This window comes from Aeromonas simiae (assembly GCF_000820125.1).
Classification (GTDB): domain Bacteria; phylum Pseudomonadota; class Gammaproteobacteria; order Enterobacterales; family Aeromonadaceae; genus Aeromonas; species Aeromonas simiae.
This window is the reverse complement of record NZ_CDBY01000061.1, coordinates 99,348-115,206: the sequence shown is the minus strand read 5'-3', so window position 1 is coordinate 115,206 and position 15,859 is coordinate 99,348. Positions and strand designations below refer to the sequence as shown.

Below are 15,859 nucleotides of genomic sequence, written 5' to 3'. Positions count from 1 at the left end.
TGTTCTCCGTTGTCAGGAAGAGAGGGTGCGGATCAGGTTGGAATAATCTTCCTTGATGTCGTGACTCTCCTCACGCAGCTGCTCGATCTTGCGGCAGGCGTGCAGGACTGTGGTGTGGTCACGACCACCGAAGGCGTCACCGATCTCAGGCAGGCTGTGATTGGTCAGCTCCTTGGCGAGCGCCATGGCGAGCTGACGCGGGCGAGCCACTGAGCGGGAGCGACGCTTGGAGAGCAGATCCGCCACCTTGATTTTGTAATACTCGGCCACCGTCTTCTGGATATTGTCGATAGTGACCAGCTTCTCCTGCAACGCCAGCAGGTCGCGCAGCGCCTCGCGCACGAAGTCGATATTGATGGCGCGGCCGGTAAAGTTGGCGTTGGCAATGACCCGGTTGAGCGCCCCTTCCAGCTCGCGCACGTTAGAACGCAGCCGCTTGGCGATAAAGAAGGCCACCTCATCGGGCAGGTGCATCTTATTCTCTTCGGCCTTGCGCATCAGGATGGCGACACGGGTCTCCAGCTCCGGCGGCTCGATCGCCACGGTCAGACCCCAGCCGAAACGGGACTTGAGCCTGTCCTCCACCCCGTCGATCTCCTTGGGATAACGATCGGAGGTGAGGATGATCTGCTGGTTGCCTTCGAGCAGGGCGTTGAAGGTATGGAAGAACTCCTCCTGGGAGCGCTCCTTGTTGGCGAAGAACTGGATGTCATCGATGAGCAGCGCATCCACGCTACGGTAGTAGCGCTTGAACTCCTCGATGGCATTGTTCTGCAACGCCTTCACCATGTCCTGTACGAAACGCTCGGAATGCATGTAGATGACCTTGGCATCCTGCTTGCGATCTTTGATCGCATTGCCCACCGCGTGCAGCAGGTGGGTCTTACCGAGGCCGGTCCCGCCATAGAGAAACAGCGGGTTATAGGCACCACCCGGATTGTCGGCCACCTGGCGAGCCGCAGCGCGGGCCAGCTGGTTCGACTTACCTTCGACGAAATTGTCGAAGGTGTAATTCACGTTGGTGTTGCTCTTGTGATTCGGTTCGGGCTTGGTGTCCGGCTTGTTATCCCAGCTCTTCTGCGGGTTATGCACAGGCGTCGTGCCGCGCACGGGCGGCCGGTGGATCACCGGTTGAGCACGGCTGCCAATGTCGAAGCGCAGCGCGGGGCCATCGACGCCGCACAGCTCCTTGATGATGCCGTTAACCCGGATCAGATACTTGTCGCGTACCCAGTCCAGAACGAAACGGTTCGGTGCATACAGGGTCAGAGTATCTTCACTCAACTCCGCTTGTAGCGGCCGGATCCACATGCTGAATTCTGCCGAGGGCAATTCATCTTGCAGCCGGTTAAGGCACTGCTGCCATAGCGAAGCAGTCACTCTACACTCCCGTAAAACAGTTCGACCAAAGACCGGCTATTGTACGTTTTTGGGTGGGGGATCTCCAGCTGATCCCCGCCCGGATCCGGCAAATAAGATCCTTGACTTTCAAGGATCCGAACCAGGGGATCCCGATTCATCCCCAAAGTTACCCACAGCAGGATCATCTGCCATACTCCCGGCAATGAGGTTATTTCTTATAACCAAGATGTCTTTATTTAAGAACATTTATTCCAATAATATCTCCAGAACCGAACCAAAAACTATAAACAAAAACACATCACACAGAGAGGTATCTTCATGTCCATCAAGCTGATGTCTGGCGCCGCTATTCTGCTGGCCGCCCTGTCCGCCAATGTCCAGGCAGAAACCATCAAGGTCGGTATGTCCGGCAAGTATTTTCCGTTTACCTTCGTCAAGCAGGACAAGCTGCAAGGCTTCGAAGTGGACATGTGGAACGAGATCGGCAAGCGCACAGGCGATCAGGTCGAGTTCGTGACCGCCAGCTTCTCCGGCCTGTTTGGCATGCTGGAAACCGGCAAGATCGACACTATCTCCAACCAGATCACCATCACCGACGAGCGCAAGGCCAAGTACAACTTCTCCCAGCCTTACGTCTATGACGGTGCCCAGATCGTGGTGCGCAAGGGCAATGACACCATCCACACTCTCGCCGATCTGGCCGGCAAGAAGGTCGCCGTCAACCTCGGCTCTAACTTTGAAGAGCTGCTGCGCAAGAACGATCCCGAGAAGAAGATCGATATCCGCACCTATGACTCCGCCTTCGAGCAGGATGTCGCCCTGGGCCGTATCGACGCCTTCGTGATGGATCGCGTCTCCACCGCCCAGCTCATCAAAGAGTCCAAACTGCCGCTGCAACAGGCCGGCAAGCCGTTTGAGACCCTGGAAAACGCCCTGCCCTTCCTGAAAAAGCCGGAGAAAGAGGCGCTGCTGAAGAAGGTCGATGACGCCCTGAGCGCCATGCGTGCCGACGGCACCCTGCGTCAGATCTCCGAAAAATGGTTCGCCGCCGACATCACCAGCAAATAAATGATGGAGTTCGACCTCGACTACACCCTGGGGCTGTTTCCTATCCTGCTCAAATACTTGGGCACTACGATGGAGATGGCCCTGTGGGGGTTCGCGCTGGCACTCGTCCTGTCGCTCGTTCTGGCGATAGTGCGGGTGTTTCGCGTTCCCGTGATCCACTGGCTGGCCATGCTCTACATCTCCTTCTTTCGGGGGACGCCACTGCTGGTCCAGCTGTTTTTGCTCTACTACGGCCTGCCGCAGGTGTTCCCGATCTTCGTCGGGATGGACGCCTTCAGCGCCGCCGTGGTGGGCCTCACCCTGCACTTCGCCGCCTACATGGCCGAGTCGATCCGCGCCGCCATCCTCGGTATCCACAAGAGCCAGATGGAGGCCGCCCTCAGCATCGGCATGAGCCGGTTGCAGGCGATGCAGCGCATCATACTGCCCCAGGCGGCCCGTATCGCGTCGCCGTCCCTGATGAACTACTTCATCGACATGATCAAGAGCACCTCGCTCGCCTTCACCTTCGGTGTGGCCGAGATGATGGGCAAGGCGCAGATGGAGGCCTCTTCCTCCTTCCGCTTCTTCGAGAGCTTCATGGCGGTGGCCCTGGTCTACTGGGTGGTGGTGATCATCTTTACCCGGCTGCAGCACCTGCTCGAGCTGCGCCTGAACCGGGCTTACTGAGGAGGCCGCCATGATTAAACTGACTGGCCTGCGTAAGGTCTATGACGGCAAGACAGTGCTCGATGGCATCGATCTGGAGGTGAGCAAGGGCGAGATCGTGGTCATCATCGGCCCCTCGGGAACCGGTAAGTCCACCCTGTTGCGTTGCCTCAACCTGCTCGAGACCCCGGATGCGGGCACCCTCGCCATCGACGACCTGACCCTAGACCTGGCCAACACCAGCGAACGTCAGGCCATCGAGCTGCGTAAGCGCGCCTCGTTCGTGTTCCAGAACTACGCCCTGTTTGCCAACAAGACGGCGCAGCAAAACATCGCCGAGGGGCTGATTACCGTGTGGAAACAGCCCAAGGCGGAGGCCAGCGCCACGGCTCTTGGCATCCTGCGCGACATCGGGCTCGAAGATAAGAAGGATGCCTACCCCGCCTCCCTCTCCGGAGGGCAGCAGCAGCGGGTGGGCATAGGGCGCGCCATGGCGGCCCACTCCAAGGTCATCCTGTTTGACGAACCCACCTCGGCGCTCGATCCCGAGTGGGTAGATGAAGTACTCGGATTGATGAAACAACTCGCGCGCCGTCACCAGACCATGGTGGTGGTGACCCACGAGATGGAGTTTGCCCGCGACGTCGCCGATCGGGTGATCTTCATGGAGGGGGGACGCATCGTGGAACAGGGGCCACCCAGCGAGATCCTGGTCGACCCCAAGGATCCGCGCACCCGCTCCTTTCTGCGAAAAGTCATCAAGTAGACTCTGTGTTTGGCGGCGAAAGCCGCCTTTTTTCGCAGAGGATCCTTGTGCCTGCGCGGGTAGCCAGTATAATCCGATGCCCGCGATCCACCGGGATCGTGCCTCGGCAAGGCCGTAAGGTTGAGCCGACAATCCCCGGCGGATTGACTAAAAGCCGAACTCTGTTTAGAATTCGGCCTCTTTTGCTAGTCGTCACACGCTGTTAGCTGGCGCGTCGGCTAAAGTGTGACAATCAAAACTGTACAGTTAAGACGGTAGAAAAACATGAAACGTACTTTCCAACCCTCCAACCTGAAGCGCAAGCGCTCTCACGGTTTCCGCGCTCGTATGGCCACCGCCAACGGTCGTAAAGTTCTGGCCGCTCGTCGTGCCAAGGGTCGTGCCCGCCTGGTAGTTTAATGCCAACGCACACCTTCCCCCGGGAGTTACGTCTGCTAACTCCCGATCATTTCAAGCGTGTTTTCGCAGAGCCTGTCCGGGCCGCTTCCCCGCAATTAACCCTCCTTGCCGTTCCCAACCAGCTCGATCATCCCCGACTCGGTCTTGCCGTGCCCAAAAAGGCCCTCAAGCGTGCCGTCTGGCGCAACCGTCTCAAACGGGTGGTGAGAGAGAGTTTCCGTCTCAAGCAACATCAGCTGCCGGCCATCGACATCGTCGTGATCGCCAAGGGTGGTGTGCGTGAAATGACGAACGAGGAGCTGTTCAAGTTACTGGAAAAGCTATGGCGCACTCTGTCACGCCGTTGCAATGGGTAGCCATCAAGCTGATACGTCTGTATCAACTGATCATCAGCCCCCTGCTGGGACCCCGTTGTCGCTTTACCCCGACTTGTTCGCAATATGCGATGGAAGCCATCCGACTTCACGGTTTCATAAAAGGCATTTGGTTAGGCAGTAAACGTCTATTAAAATGCCACCCCTTATCCGAGGGTGGTTATGACCCGGTTCCGCAACCCAAGCGAAGAAACTGACGACTATGGAATCTCAACGCAATCTACTCCTGATCGGTCTGCTGTTCGTGAGCTTTCTGCTCTGGCAACAGTGGGAGGCTGACAAGGCGCCGAAACCGGCCCCGACTGTCGCCGCACAGACCGAGCATTTTGTCCCTGCCGGTCAGTCCGCTGACGTCCCCCAGATTGCCGAGCAGGCCAATGCCGCACGCAAGCTGATCACCGTCACCACCGACGTACTCAAGCTGACCCTGGACACCCAGGGCGGTGACATCGTCAAGGCTGAGCTGCTGGCCCACACCCTGGAACAGGGCAAGGATCAGCCGTTCGTCCTGCTGGAGAATGGCAAACACCTCTATACCGCCCAGAGCGGCCTGATTGGCCGTGACGGTCCGGATTCCCGCCCCGAGGGCCGCCCGACCTACAGCACCGAGCAGACCAGCTATACCCTGGCTGACGGTCAGGAGAGCGTGGTGGTACCGATGAGCTGGACCAACGCCCAGGGTGTGACCTTCACCAAGGAGTTCGTACTCAAGCGCGGTGACTACGCCGTCGGCATCGACTACAAGGTCGACAACAAGAGCCAGCAACCGGTTCAGGTGCAGTTCTACGGCCAGCTGAAGCAGACCATCGCCACGCCGGAAGGCCAGCAGGGTCACGCCATGGTGGCCAGCGCCTACCGTGGTGGCGCCTTCTCCACCGAAGACACCCGCTACAAGAAGTACACCTTCGATGAGATGAAGGAAGCCAACCTGGACAAGACCACCAAGGGTGGCTGGGTCGGCATGCTGCAACACTACTTCGTGGCCGCCTGGGCTCCGCAAGCTGACCAGACCAACACCTTCTATACCCGTGTGGTCGACAACAGCCAGCAAGCCATCATCGGTTACAAGGCCCCCATGGTGGATATCGCCGCCGGTGCCCAAGGTGAAGTGGACGGCAAGCTGTGGGTGGGTCCCAAGCTGCAAGACAAGATGGCCGTCGTAGCCAGCCATCTGGATCTGACCGTCGACTACGGCTGGCTCTGGTTCATCGCCCAGCCGCTGCACTGGTTGCTGACCTTCTTGCAGAAGTTTGTCGGTAACTGGGGTGTGGCCATCATCATGGTGACCCTGGTGGTGCGCGGCCTGATGTACCCGCTGACCAAGGCCCAGTACACCTCCATGGCCAAGATGCGTATGCTGCAGCCCAAGCTGGCGGCCCTGCGCGAGCGCTTCGGTGACGATCGCCAGAAGATGTCCCAGGGCATGATGGAGCTCTACAAGAAGGAGAAGGTCAACCCGCTCGGCGGCTGCTTCCCGATCCTGATCCAGATGCCCATCTTCATCGCCCTCTACTGGACCCTGATGGAATCCGTCGAGCTGCGTCACGCCCCGTTCGCCCTGTGGATCCATGACCTGTCGGTCAAGGACCCCTACTTCGTGCTGCCGCTGCTGATGGGGGCCTCCATGTGGTTCCTGCAGAAGATGAGCCCGACCACGGTGACCGATCCGATGCAGCAGAAGGTGATGAACTTCATGCCGATCATCTTCACCTTCATGTTCCTCTGGTTCCCGGCGGGTCTGACCCTCTACTGGCTGGTGAGTAACATCATCTCCATCACCCAGCAGACCATCATCTACCGTCAGCTGGAGAAGAAGGGCCTGCACACCCGCAGCTGACCCTGAACCTGACGATAAAAGGCGGCCTTCTGGCCGCCTTTTTTATTACAATGTGCCGCATCAGGACGGAGAGAAGATTCATGAGTACAGACACTATCGTGGCCCAGGCCACCCCTCCCGGCCGCGGCGGCGTGGGCATACTGCGCGTCTCCGGCCCGCTCGCCGAACGGGTCGCCGAGCTGGTGCTCGGCAAGCAGCCACGGGTGCGCTACGCCGAATACCTGCCCTTCATGGATACCAGTGGCGCGGTGCTCGACCAGGGCATCGCCCTGCTGTTCAAGGCCCCCAATAGCTTCACCGGCGAAGACGTGCTGGAGCTGCAAGGCCACGGCGGCCCGGTCATCCTCGACATGCTGATGCGCCGCATCCTGGCGATTGAAGGGCTGCGCCCGGCCCGGCCCGGCGAGTTCAGCGAACGCGCCTTCCTCAACGACAAGCTGGATCTGGCTCAGGCCGAGGCGATCGCCGATCTCATCGAGGCCTCCAGCGAACAGGCAGCCCGCAGTGCCATGCACTCGTTGCAGGGGCAGTTCTCCAGCCGCATCCAGACGCTGGTAGAGAGCCTGATCCGCCTGCGCATCTATGTGGAGGCCGCCATCGACTTCCCGGATGAGGAGATCGACTTCCTCTCCGATGGCAAGGTGGCGGGCGATCTCTACGCCATCATGGACGACCTTGATAGTGTGCGCTCACAAGCAAAGCAGGGCGCCCTGCTGCGCGAGGGGATGAAGGTGGTGATCGCCGGCCGCCCCAACGCCGGCAAGTCGAGTCTGCTCAACGCCCTGGCCGGGCGGGAGTCGGCCATCGTCACCGAGATTGCCGGCACCACCCGCGACGTGCTGCGCGAGCACATCCACATCGACGGCATGCCGCTGCACATCATCGATACCGCCGGCCTGCGCGACACCGAGGATCAGGTGGAGCGGATCGGCATCGAGCGCGCCTGGGCCGAGATCGAACAAGCCGACCGGGTGCTGTTCATGGTCGATGGCACCACCACAGACGCAGTCGACCCGCGCGCCATCTGGCCCGACTTTATCGACCGCCTGCCGGCCCATATCGGCCTCACCGTGGTGCGCAACAAGGCCGATCTGACCGGCGAGGATCTCGCCCCCAGCCAGGAGCATGGCCACGCCGTCTACCGCATCTCGGCCAAGACCGAGCTGGGGCTGCCCGCCCTGCGCGAGCACCTCAAAGCCATCATGGGTTTTCAAAGCAACACTGAAGGCGGCTTCATGGCCCGTCGCCGCCACCTCGACGCCCTGGAGCGCGCCGCCGAGCGTCTGCTGGTGGCCAAGGAGCAGCTCGAGGTGTTCGTGGCCGGCGAGCTGGTGGCCGAGGAGCTGCGCCTGGCGCAGGAGTCCCTCTCCGAGATCACCGGCGAGTTCAGCTCCGATGACCTGCTCAGCCGCATCTTCTCGAGTTTTTGCATCGGCAAGTAATGTGGTGAAAAATCAGCAATAAAAAGCAGCCAGAAAGAACATAAGGCATTGTAAATAATGTATTTTGTTTTTTACTGGCTGTTCTTGCCTGATCTTGTTTCGTGAGAATTTACCCCGAGAGTACCCCGAAGTAACCTCTTGGGGTACTTTTGGGGGACACTCATGAAGATCAGCATCGAATACCGCGCACCGGACGCCGAAGGCAAGCGCACTGCGCGCTTAACCTACTATGCCGGCTCCTACCTTGACCCCGCCACAGGCATCCGCAAGCACAAGCGCAGCAGAGAGAGCCTGGATCTCTTCCTGTACGACAAGCCGCGTACCCCGGCACAGCGGCTTCACAACAAAGAAACCCAGCGAGCAGCCGAAGCCATTCGCGCCAAGCGGCTCTTCGAATACGAGACCGGCAAACACCACCTGGATTTATCGAGCGCCCACAAGGCCAGCTTCTTTGAGTACTTCCAGGAAGTGACCGACCAAAAGGCGGCAGGCAGCAAGAGCAACTATTCCATCTGGGTGTCTACCCTCAAGCATTTGCGCCAGTACCATAAACTGCCTGATTTGACTTTCGAGGAGGTCGATCAGCTGTTCCTGGAGGGTTTTCGGCACTACCTGATGCACAAGGCCCGCACCAAAAGCGGCACGCCACTGAGCCGCAACACCCAAAGTGCCTACTTCAACAAGTTGAGGGCAGCCCTGAACCAAGCAGAGCAGGAGCGGCTGCTGATGGATAATCCGGTACGACGCGTCAAAGTCATCCAGGGAGAGAAGAACAAGCGCGTTTACCTGACCGAAGACGAGGTACGAGCCCTGGCCCAGGCCGAATGCCGCTACGACGTTCTTAAGCGCGCCTTTCTGTTCTCCTGCTGCACTGGCTTGCGCTGGTCCGACATTCATAAGCTGACTTGGGCAGAGCTTGAGCCCTTCTACGGCCATTACCGAATCGTCTTCACCCAGAAGAAGACTAGCGGCCTGCAATACCTGGATTTGAATGACATGGCGATGCAGCTGATGGGGCGCCCAGGCAAGACATCTGAGCGAATCTTCAAGGGCCTCAAGTACTCGGCTTGGCACAACATGGAGCTCACCCGGTGGGCGTTGCAGGCCGGGATCACCAAGAAGGTCACCTTCCACAGCGCACGTCATTCCTTTGCCGTCATCCAGCTTAACCGCGGCGTCGATATCTATGCCCTCTCCCGCTTGCTGGGGCACAGTGAGCTGAGAACTACCGAGATCTATGCCGACATCCTTGAATCGCGGCGAAGAGATGCCATGCTGGATTTCCCCAACGTATTGGAGTGATAGAAGATGGGACGCACCCTCGACGAGATCCTGGCCAGTGAAAAGCCTGAAGTGGTCGCGGCCGCCAAACAGCAGGCTGCGCTGATACTTAACCAGTTAGAGCAAGAAGCGGATCCTGGCCAGGAAGAGCCAACAAAAGCGCCGGCGCCACCCAGCGCTGGTGTAGATGATCTTAGATAATCTAGATCGGATTTCAGGATCGCCCTGCAGCCCAAGTAGCACCTGGGTTTCGCTCAATTGGTTTGTGACCATTATCGTGAGCTTTGTGACCACTTTCGTGATGGTCTGTGACCATTATCGTGATAGTGCAGGCCGGCCGATGGTAAACCGCCCCTTGGCATGTTCGCAGATAGACCAGCCCAAAGCAGTCAGCTCATCCAATGCCTTACGAACTCGCGATTGCCGCTTGCGGCGGGTGGCCATGCTGGCTTCCTCAGGAAAGACATAAGCAACCAAGGTGTCTAACTGCGCCACTCTACTCTGGCCAACATCGACCCAGGCACATAGCCGTTGATGTAACAATCTGGTGATGCTGCTATTCAGGCGCCGCACCTCTGTCATGTCGATACGAACATGGCGGCCAGTGCCCATAATGGCGGAGGTCAGCAAAGGATTAAGCGCCACAAAGAGCCCATCGGTCAGGGCGTCGCTGGCATAGTTCGCAAGCAGACGAAAACCGCTGCGCTGGCCAGCCACCTGGGCTATCACCGACACCTTCCACAACCGCTCGACACAGCGGCGCACTGTATTGGTGTCACGAGGGTTGGCGTAGCCTATCTCCTTGGCCAGTTTGCGCAGGCTGCTTTTGACCACCAAGACGCGTTGCTGATTGGCTGCCCAGCGAGGCTCTAGCAGGGTCCGCAAGGTGTTGCCCTCCCCGGTAGCGGCAATGGGTTCGATGATGGCGCTGTAGTCCTCGATACCAGCCAGGGCAACCAACCCTTGAAGTACGCGCAAATCGTCAGCCCCCAAGGGTTCTGGCCCGGAAAACTCAATCTGATTGCCCCCACCGAATCGATACACCACATCCAGCTTGTCTCGGCGGCGCTGGCCACGAGAGATGGCTCTGAACAATCCTGGCGCCAGACAGTGCATATGGTCGTGCCGGGCATGAGTTAGTTCAAAGCAAGGCACGCTTGCCTCCCGCTCGGCGTGCTACGTCCAACCTGGCAGGGCGCAGCACGCCACCTTCCCCCCGCACCAGCCAGCGCTCTGGTAACGGCAGAACATAGTTGCTTTTACTAACCCCAAACCGCACGTAGCGATGGCTCTGCTGTGCCGACAAGCTCAGCTGCTGCGCCTCCTTCCTGGTCATGGTGGCGAGGTAGCCCTGCCAACGCACATTGTCTACCAGCACAGACGAACCACGGCTGGCCTGCTGCTGATCGCCAACCTCCTGGAAGGCTGCCAGCTTGCTGGTGTGGTGCAAAAACAGCACGGCGCATCCCTGCCCCATGGCCAGCCGTTCCAACTGACCCAGCACCTGCGTCATGGCACTTGCCACGTTCTCGTCGTATCATGAAAACGCCGCAGGGTGTCGATAACGATCAACCTCACGCCCTCAGCCCAAAGGGCAATCACCTCCAACCACTGGCTATCCAACAGGTTGGGGCTGGTCCCCTGAAGCGGTATCAACCTAAGGTCGTGTTCAAGCGCCGCACGCTGCCCTGCATCAAGGTTCTGACCCAAGGCAAATAACCGGTGATGTAACACTGGCAGAGGGTCCTCGGCAGGCAGGTAGAGCACAGCTCCCTGTTCCAGCTTGCCAAGCTCAAGCCAGTCCGGTCCGCCGGCTATCTGCATTGCCAACTGCAGTGCCAGCATGGATTTACCGGCACCGCCTGGTGATACCAAGGCTCCGACACAGCCCACCGGCAGCCCCGGCAAAACAAAGTCGATTGGCTTGGGAGGTTCGGTAAAGGCCGCTTGAAGATCCAGGGGCCAGTGAGATGCGATAAGATCCGGCTCCATACCCGCCTCACAGCCGCCCATGGCGGGCTTGCCGCACGCGTTTGGCTACATGCTCATTGAGCTCTGCGTCTGGGGAGATACGGTGAGAGAGCAGCCAGTCCAGCAGCTCATCTCGCTTAAAGTAGATCTTCTTACCCTGGGGCTTGTAATGCGGCAGGCGTTTTTCGCTAGTCAGCCGGTACACATAACTAACCGACACCCCCAGCAACTCAGCGCACTCCTCGGCAGAAAGCACCTCCTTTTGCGCCTGCCCTTGCTGGCGCACCAGCTGTTTCAGCTCATAAAGCTCTTTCAGAATGGCTCCATTGTTTTCACCGTAAAGCGGCGGATTTTGTTCACGCATGCAGATGGTCTCCTCGTAGCAATCATCAGCATGCAAGAGCGTATCGGGGGTCTGGCGAAATCCTCGTGCCTGTAGTTGTCCAATTTGGGCACCAAGAGCGTTTTTTGCGGAGGGAAACTTTCACATGTGAAAGCCACACATTAAGATTCATCGCCGTTGATGCAAAAAAACCCAAGCTTTGTATTGACGAAACAAAGTCTCATCAGAGACACTAAGCATCAGCATCATTAGCGATGACGAGATTTTTTGTGAAATTACACCTGAACCAAATCGCCACTATCAGCGCTGGTTATCCGTTTCGCGGCAAGATCCCTGAGCATCCCGAGGGGAATCTGGCCGTTGTGCAGATGAAAGACTGCTCGTCTGAGTTCGGTGTCGACTGGATAAGCTGTGTGCGCAGTGAGGCAACAGGCAAGAAAGCGCCGGACTGGCTGCAAACCGGGGATATTCTGGTGGCGGCGCGGGGCAACCAAAACTATGCCGTGCTGGTTGATACCCGGCATGCCCCACTGCCAGCTGTAGCGGCCCCCCACTTTTATGTGGTGCGGCCACAATCTGATGCACTGATACCGGAGTTCCTCGCCTGGCAGCTCAATCAGCAGCCCTGCCAGCGTTACTTCGAACTGCATGCCGAAGGCACCCTGACCAAGAGTATTCGCCGCCAGGTGTTGGAAGAGGCCTTGATTGGGCTTCCATCACTGGCAGAACAACAAACCATTTTGGCAATAGCTCGCACGCTGCAGGAGGAGCGCCAACTGATGCAGCGCCTCCAGCACAATGGCGAGCAGATGATGCACGCCATCGCGACTCGCCTACTTGAACCATCCGATGCAGATGCCTCTTGAGGCTCGCATACCCGTTATTACGCCAAGGAAACACCCTTTATGACCGAACAGATCAATCAGGACGTTATCAACAACACCGTTTGGGATGCCTGCGATATCTTCCGTGGCACCATCAGCCCCGATACTTACAAGGATTTCATCCTCACCATGCTGTTCCTGAAGTACATCTCCGATGTCTGGCAGGACCATTACGACAGCTACAAGAAGCAGTACGGCGATGCGCCAGAGCTGATCGAAGAGATGATGAAGAGCGAGCGCTTTGTGCTGCCCATCGCCGAAATCAAGGATCAGGATGACAAGGTAGTTCAGTCCTTCAAGGCTAACTTTTACAGCTTGTACGAGAAGCGATTCGAACCCGGTAACGGCGAGCGCATCGACGTCAGCCTGCACGCTATCGAAGAAGCCAACGGCACCAAGCTCAAAGATGGCAACAAGAGCGTGTTTCAGGACATCAGCTTCAACAGCGATCGCCTCGGTGAAGAGAAGCAGAAGAACACCATACTACGCTACCTGCTGGAGGCATTTGCCAAGCCGGAGCTTAACCTGAAACCAAGCCGGGTCGGTAACCTCGACGTGATTGGCAACGCCTACGAGTACCTGATCGGCAAGTTTGCCGCCAACAGCGGCCAGAAGGCTGGCGAGTACTACACCCCGCCCGAGGTCTCCGATCTGATGGCCGAACTGCTGGATCCGCAGCTCGGCGATACTATCTGTGATCCCGCCTGTGGTTCTGGGTCGCTCTTGATGAAGTGCGGCCGCAAGGTGGTGCAAAACCACGGCCAGAAACGTTACGCCCTCTACGGGCAGGAGGCCATCGGCTCCACCTGGTCGCTGGCCAAGATGAACATGTTCCTGCACGGGGAAGACAACCACAAGATCGAGTGGGGCGACACTATACGCAACCCCAAGCTGCTGGATAAAAACGGCGATCTGATGCACTTCGATATCGTGACCGCCAACCCGCCGTTCTCGCTGGACAAGTGGGGACATGATGAGGCCGAGCACGATAAATTCGGCCGCTTCAAGCGCGGCATACCGCCCAAGACCAAGGGGGATTACGCCTTTATCCTCCATATGATCGAGACCCTGAAACCCAAGAGCGGTCGCATGGGTGTGGTGGTGCCCCATGGCGTGCTGTTCCGGGGTTCCAGCGAGGGCAAGATCCGCCAAAAGCTGATTGACGAGAACCTGCTCGATGCGGTGATTGGCCTGCCGGAAAAGCTGTTCTTTGGCACCGGCATCCCCGCCGCCATCCTGATCTTCAAAAAAGAGAAGGTGGACGACAACGTGCTGTTTATCGACGCCAGCCGCGACTTCAAAGCGGGCAAGAACCAGAACGTGCTGAGCCCAGAGAATATCGCCAAGATCGTTGCCACCTACCGCAATGGCGGCAATGTCGATAAATACGCCTACCTTGCCTCGCTCAAAGAGATCAAGGAGAACGATTACAACCTCAATATCCCTCGCTATGTGGATACCTTTGAAGAAGAGGAAGAGATCGATCTGCTAGCGGTGCGTGCCGAGCGGGAACAACTAAAAGCACAACTAGCCGAGCTAGAAACCGAGATGGCCAAGTATCTGGAGGAGCTGGGATATGGTGCCTAATGGATGGAGTGCAAAGCCGTTAGCGGATATTGTAAAAGAAAAAATCTCATACGGGATTGTCCAAGCTGGCCCCCACGTTCCAGATGGCGTACCTTACATTAAAAGTTCAGACGTCAGAGGAACTATTAATCCTTACACGCTACAAAGAACTAGCCAGGAAATACACTTAAAATACAGACGTTCATCTGTTCACCCCGGTGATATTGTATTTTCTCTACGCGGAAACATCGGTGAATCGGCGATTGTTCCAGCTAGTTTGCCTGAAGCTAACTTAACTCAGGGTACAGCACGAATTTCCGTTTCAGCCGAACACTCTAACCAGTTTCACTATTATCAGCTGGCCTCTGAGAAGATTTTGAATCGTGTCAATGCCTTGAGCAAAGGAAGTACATTCAAGGAGATCTCATTAGAAGAACTTAGAAAGGTAAAGGTTCTTTGTGCCCCACTCCCTGAACAAAATAAAATCGCCCAAATACTTTCCAGTTGGGATAAGGCGATCAGCACCACCGAGCAACTCCTGGCCAATAGCCAGCAACAGAAAAAAGCGCTGATGCAGCAACTGCTTACCGGCAAAAAACGCCTGCTGGATAAGAATGGAGTTAGGTTTAGTGGGGAATGGAAAACGTACAAATTCAGCAGTTTGTTCAATGAGCGAGTTGAAACTGGCCGGGATGATCTGCCCCTGCTGTCGATTACGGCTGACGATGGCGTTGTTTACCAGGAAGATACCGGTAGAAAAAATACCTCCAATGAAGACAAGTCAAAGTATCGTAGAATTTGCGTGAATGACATTGGCTACAACACCATGCGCATGTGGCAAGGCCGATCTAGCTTGTCAGATAAAGAAGGGATTGTTAGTCCTGCTTATACAATTGTCACACCAACGAGCAAAGTTTGTCCTGCTTATGCTGCGTATTTATTTAAGTTCCCAGCCCTTGTCCATATCTTCTACAGGCATTCTCAAGGCCTTGTTTCAGATACTTGGAATTTGAAATTTAACCACTTTAAGAATATTAGCTGGCAAGTACCTAGTATTGATGAACAACAAAAAATAGCCGCAGTCTTGTCCACCGCCGATAAAGAAGTTACTGCGCTACAACAAAAGCTCGACGCCTTAAAGCAGGAGAAACAGGCCCTGATGCAACAACTGTTGACCGGCAAACGACGGGTCAAGGTAGAGGTGGCCGCATGAAAAAAGTAACCATTCCCCCCATGACCGAGGCTGACGTTGAGTGGTTGGAGCAGCGGCTGATGGACTATGGCAACGACGATTCGATGCTGAGTCTGTCGGCGCTCGACGGCTTTCTGACTGCGGTACTCTCCGGCCCCGAGCTGGTGCCACCCAGCCAGTGGTGGCCGGTACTCTGGGGTGGCACGCCCCCTGAGTGGTCTTCCGAGCATGAGATGAAACGGGCGCTGGATTTGATCCTCGGCCATATGAATATTCTGGCCCATACCCTCTGTTATCAGCCCGAGCACTTTATCCCAATGCTGATGGCCAACTATGTCGAAGGGCAGGAGATCTGCAACGCCGAGGAGTGGTGCTTTGGCTATCTGCGTGGCATGGCACTGGGAAACTGGCCAGCCTTGCCAGAGGACCTGGATACCTGGCTTGAGGTGATCCGCCTGCATGGCAGCGATGACCAATTGCCACTGCTTGCCAGCCTGTCGCTACCGGAACATCAGCAGAGCGTGGCAGAGGTGGGCCCCGCCGCCTTGCGACTGCACGCCCATTTTCTGGCCCAACGGGGGCCAAGCACAGCGCCGATAGTCGCACCAGCCCTCACACCAGTAACCCTGCCGGTTAGAGCGGCCCCCAAGATCGGGCGCAATGACCCCTGCCCCTGTGGCAGCGGCAAGAAGTTCAAACAGTGCTGTTTGCATTAACCAGGAGCCC

At 57.3% G+C, this 15,859-nt stretch carries 19 protein-coding genes; 14 read left to right on the top strand and 5 right to left on the bottom strand.

The window, feature by feature from the left end; all coding sequences use genetic code 11:
- Positions 1-12 precede the first annotated feature (12 nt).
- Entirely contained in the window at positions 13-1,380 is a 1,368-nt protein-coding gene (dnaA, locus tag BN1134_RS12970; RefSeq protein WP_042047703.1) for a chromosomal replication initiator protein DnaA, read from the bottom strand.
- Between the two features lie 294 nt (positions 1,381-1,674).
- On the opposite strand from dnaA, the gene BN1134_RS12965 reads away from it, so the two are divergent.
- The 10 genes from BN1134_RS12965 (at position 1,675) to BN1134_RS19740 (ending at position 9,378) form a co-directional block, all read left to right on the top strand.
- Positions 1,675-2,430, top strand: a complete 756-nt coding sequence (locus BN1134_RS12965) for an amino acid ABC transporter substrate-binding protein (protein WP_156991771.1) — start codon at positions 1,675-1,677, stop codon at positions 2,428-2,430.
- Entirely contained in the window at positions 2,431-3,099 is a 669-nt protein-coding gene (locus BN1134_RS12960) for an amino acid ABC transporter permease (RefSeq protein WP_156991769.1), read from the top strand.
- 10 nt (positions 3,100-3,109) lie between these two features.
- Entirely contained in the window at positions 3,110-3,844 is a 735-nt protein-coding gene (locus tag BN1134_RS12955; protein WP_042047700.1) for an amino acid ABC transporter ATP-binding protein, read from the top strand.
- Positions 3,845-4,108: 264 nt separating this feature from the next.
- Positions 4,109-4,243 (top strand): 50S ribosomal protein L34, encoded by a 135-nt coding sequence (gene rpmH / locus BN1134_RS19335; RefSeq protein ID WP_005307156.1) that lies wholly within the window; start codon positions 4,109-4,111, stop codon positions 4,241-4,243.
- On the top strand, positions 4,243-4,599 hold the full coding sequence (gene rnpA, locus BN1134_RS12950) for a ribonuclease P protein component (RefSeq protein WP_042047699.1): 357 nt from the start codon (positions 4,243-4,245) through the stop codon (positions 4,597-4,599). Before rpmH ends, rnpA begins: the two co-directional genes overlap by 1 nt.
- Positions 4,566-4,814 carry a membrane protein insertion efficiency factor YidD gene (yidD, locus tag BN1134_RS19330; RefSeq protein ID WP_084214801.1) on the top strand — a complete coding sequence of 83 codons (249 nt, stop codon included), beginning with the start codon at positions 4,566-4,568 and terminating at the stop codon, positions 4,812-4,814. Before rnpA ends, yidD begins: the two co-directional genes overlap by 34 nt.
- A 5-nt stretch (positions 4,815-4,819) precedes the next feature.
- Positions 4,820-6,454 carry a membrane protein insertase YidC gene (yidC, locus tag BN1134_RS12945; RefSeq protein ID WP_042047698.1) on the top strand — a complete coding sequence of 545 codons (1,635 nt, stop codon included), beginning with the start codon at positions 4,820-4,822 and terminating at the stop codon, positions 6,452-6,454.
- Between the two features lie 80 nt (positions 6,455-6,534).
- Entirely contained in the window at positions 6,535-7,896 is a 1,362-nt protein-coding gene (mnmE, locus tag BN1134_RS12940) for a tRNA uridine-5-carboxymethylaminomethyl(34) synthesis GTPase MnmE (RefSeq protein WP_042047697.1), read from the top strand.
- A gap of 162 nt (positions 7,897-8,058) precedes the next feature.
- Positions 8,059-9,198, top strand: a complete 1,140-nt coding sequence (locus BN1134_RS12935) for a site-specific integrase (protein ID WP_042047696.1) — start codon at positions 8,059-8,061, stop codon at positions 9,196-9,198.
- Positions 9,199-9,204: 6 nt separating this feature from the next.
- Complete coding sequence (locus tag BN1134_RS19740) at positions 9,205-9,378, top strand: hypothetical protein (RefSeq protein ID WP_156991768.1); 174 nt, start codon at positions 9,205-9,207, stop codon at positions 9,376-9,378.
- Between the two features lie 114 nt (positions 9,379-9,492).
- Here the strand turns inward: BN1134_RS19740 and repC are convergent, their stop codons facing one another.
- From repC to BN1134_RS12920, 4 genes are read right to left on the bottom strand one after another with little or no spacing between them, the layout of a single operon-like run.
- A complete protein-coding gene (gene repC, locus BN1134_RS12930; protein WP_232300647.1) occupies positions 9,493-10,272 on the bottom strand; it encodes a replication protein C, IncQ-type in 780 nt (259 codons plus the stop codon).
- A 46-nt stretch (positions 10,273-10,318) separates the two neighbouring features.
- On the bottom strand, positions 10,319-10,690 hold the full coding sequence (locus tag BN1134_RS20190; RefSeq protein ID WP_232300646.1) for a helicase RepA family protein: 372 nt from the start codon (positions 10,688-10,690) through the stop codon (positions 10,319-10,321).
- Complete coding sequence (locus BN1134_RS20185) at positions 10,687-11,169, bottom strand: AAA family ATPase (protein WP_232300645.1); 483 nt, start codon at positions 11,167-11,169, stop codon at positions 10,687-10,689. Before BN1134_RS20185 ends, BN1134_RS20190 begins: the two co-directional genes overlap by 4 nt.
- Before the next feature lie 7 nt (positions 11,170-11,176).
- Positions 11,177-11,512, bottom strand: coding sequence for a helix-turn-helix domain-containing protein (locus BN1134_RS12920; RefSeq protein WP_042047733.1), 336 nt, complete (start codon positions 11,510-11,512; stop codon positions 11,177-11,179).
- A 248-nt stretch (positions 11,513-11,760) separates the two neighbouring features.
- Between BN1134_RS12920 and BN1134_RS12915 the strand changes: the two genes are divergently transcribed.
- Genes BN1134_RS12915 through BN1134_RS12900 form a run of 4 tightly spaced genes read left to right on the top strand, consistent with a single transcriptional unit; the run spans position 11,761 to position 15,849 of the window.
- Positions 11,761-12,357, top strand: a complete 597-nt coding sequence (locus BN1134_RS12915; RefSeq protein WP_232300644.1) for a restriction endonuclease subunit S — start codon at positions 11,761-11,763, stop codon at positions 12,355-12,357.
- Between the two features lie 39 nt (positions 12,358-12,396).
- Positions 12,397-13,962, top strand: a complete 1,566-nt coding sequence (locus tag BN1134_RS12910; RefSeq protein WP_042047693.1) for a type I restriction-modification system subunit M — start codon at positions 12,397-12,399, stop codon at positions 13,960-13,962.
- Positions 13,952-15,154 (top strand): restriction endonuclease subunit S, encoded by a 1,203-nt coding sequence (locus BN1134_RS12905; RefSeq protein ID WP_042047692.1) that lies wholly within the window; start codon positions 13,952-13,954, stop codon positions 15,152-15,154. Before BN1134_RS12910 ends, BN1134_RS12905 begins: the two co-directional genes overlap by 11 nt.
- Complete coding sequence (locus BN1134_RS12900; protein ID WP_042047691.1) at positions 15,151-15,849, top strand: UPF0149 family protein; 699 nt, start codon at positions 15,151-15,153, stop codon at positions 15,847-15,849. The genes BN1134_RS12905 and BN1134_RS12900 overlap by 4 nt, the downstream gene beginning before the upstream one ends.
- Positions 15,850-15,859: the final 10 nt, after the last annotated feature.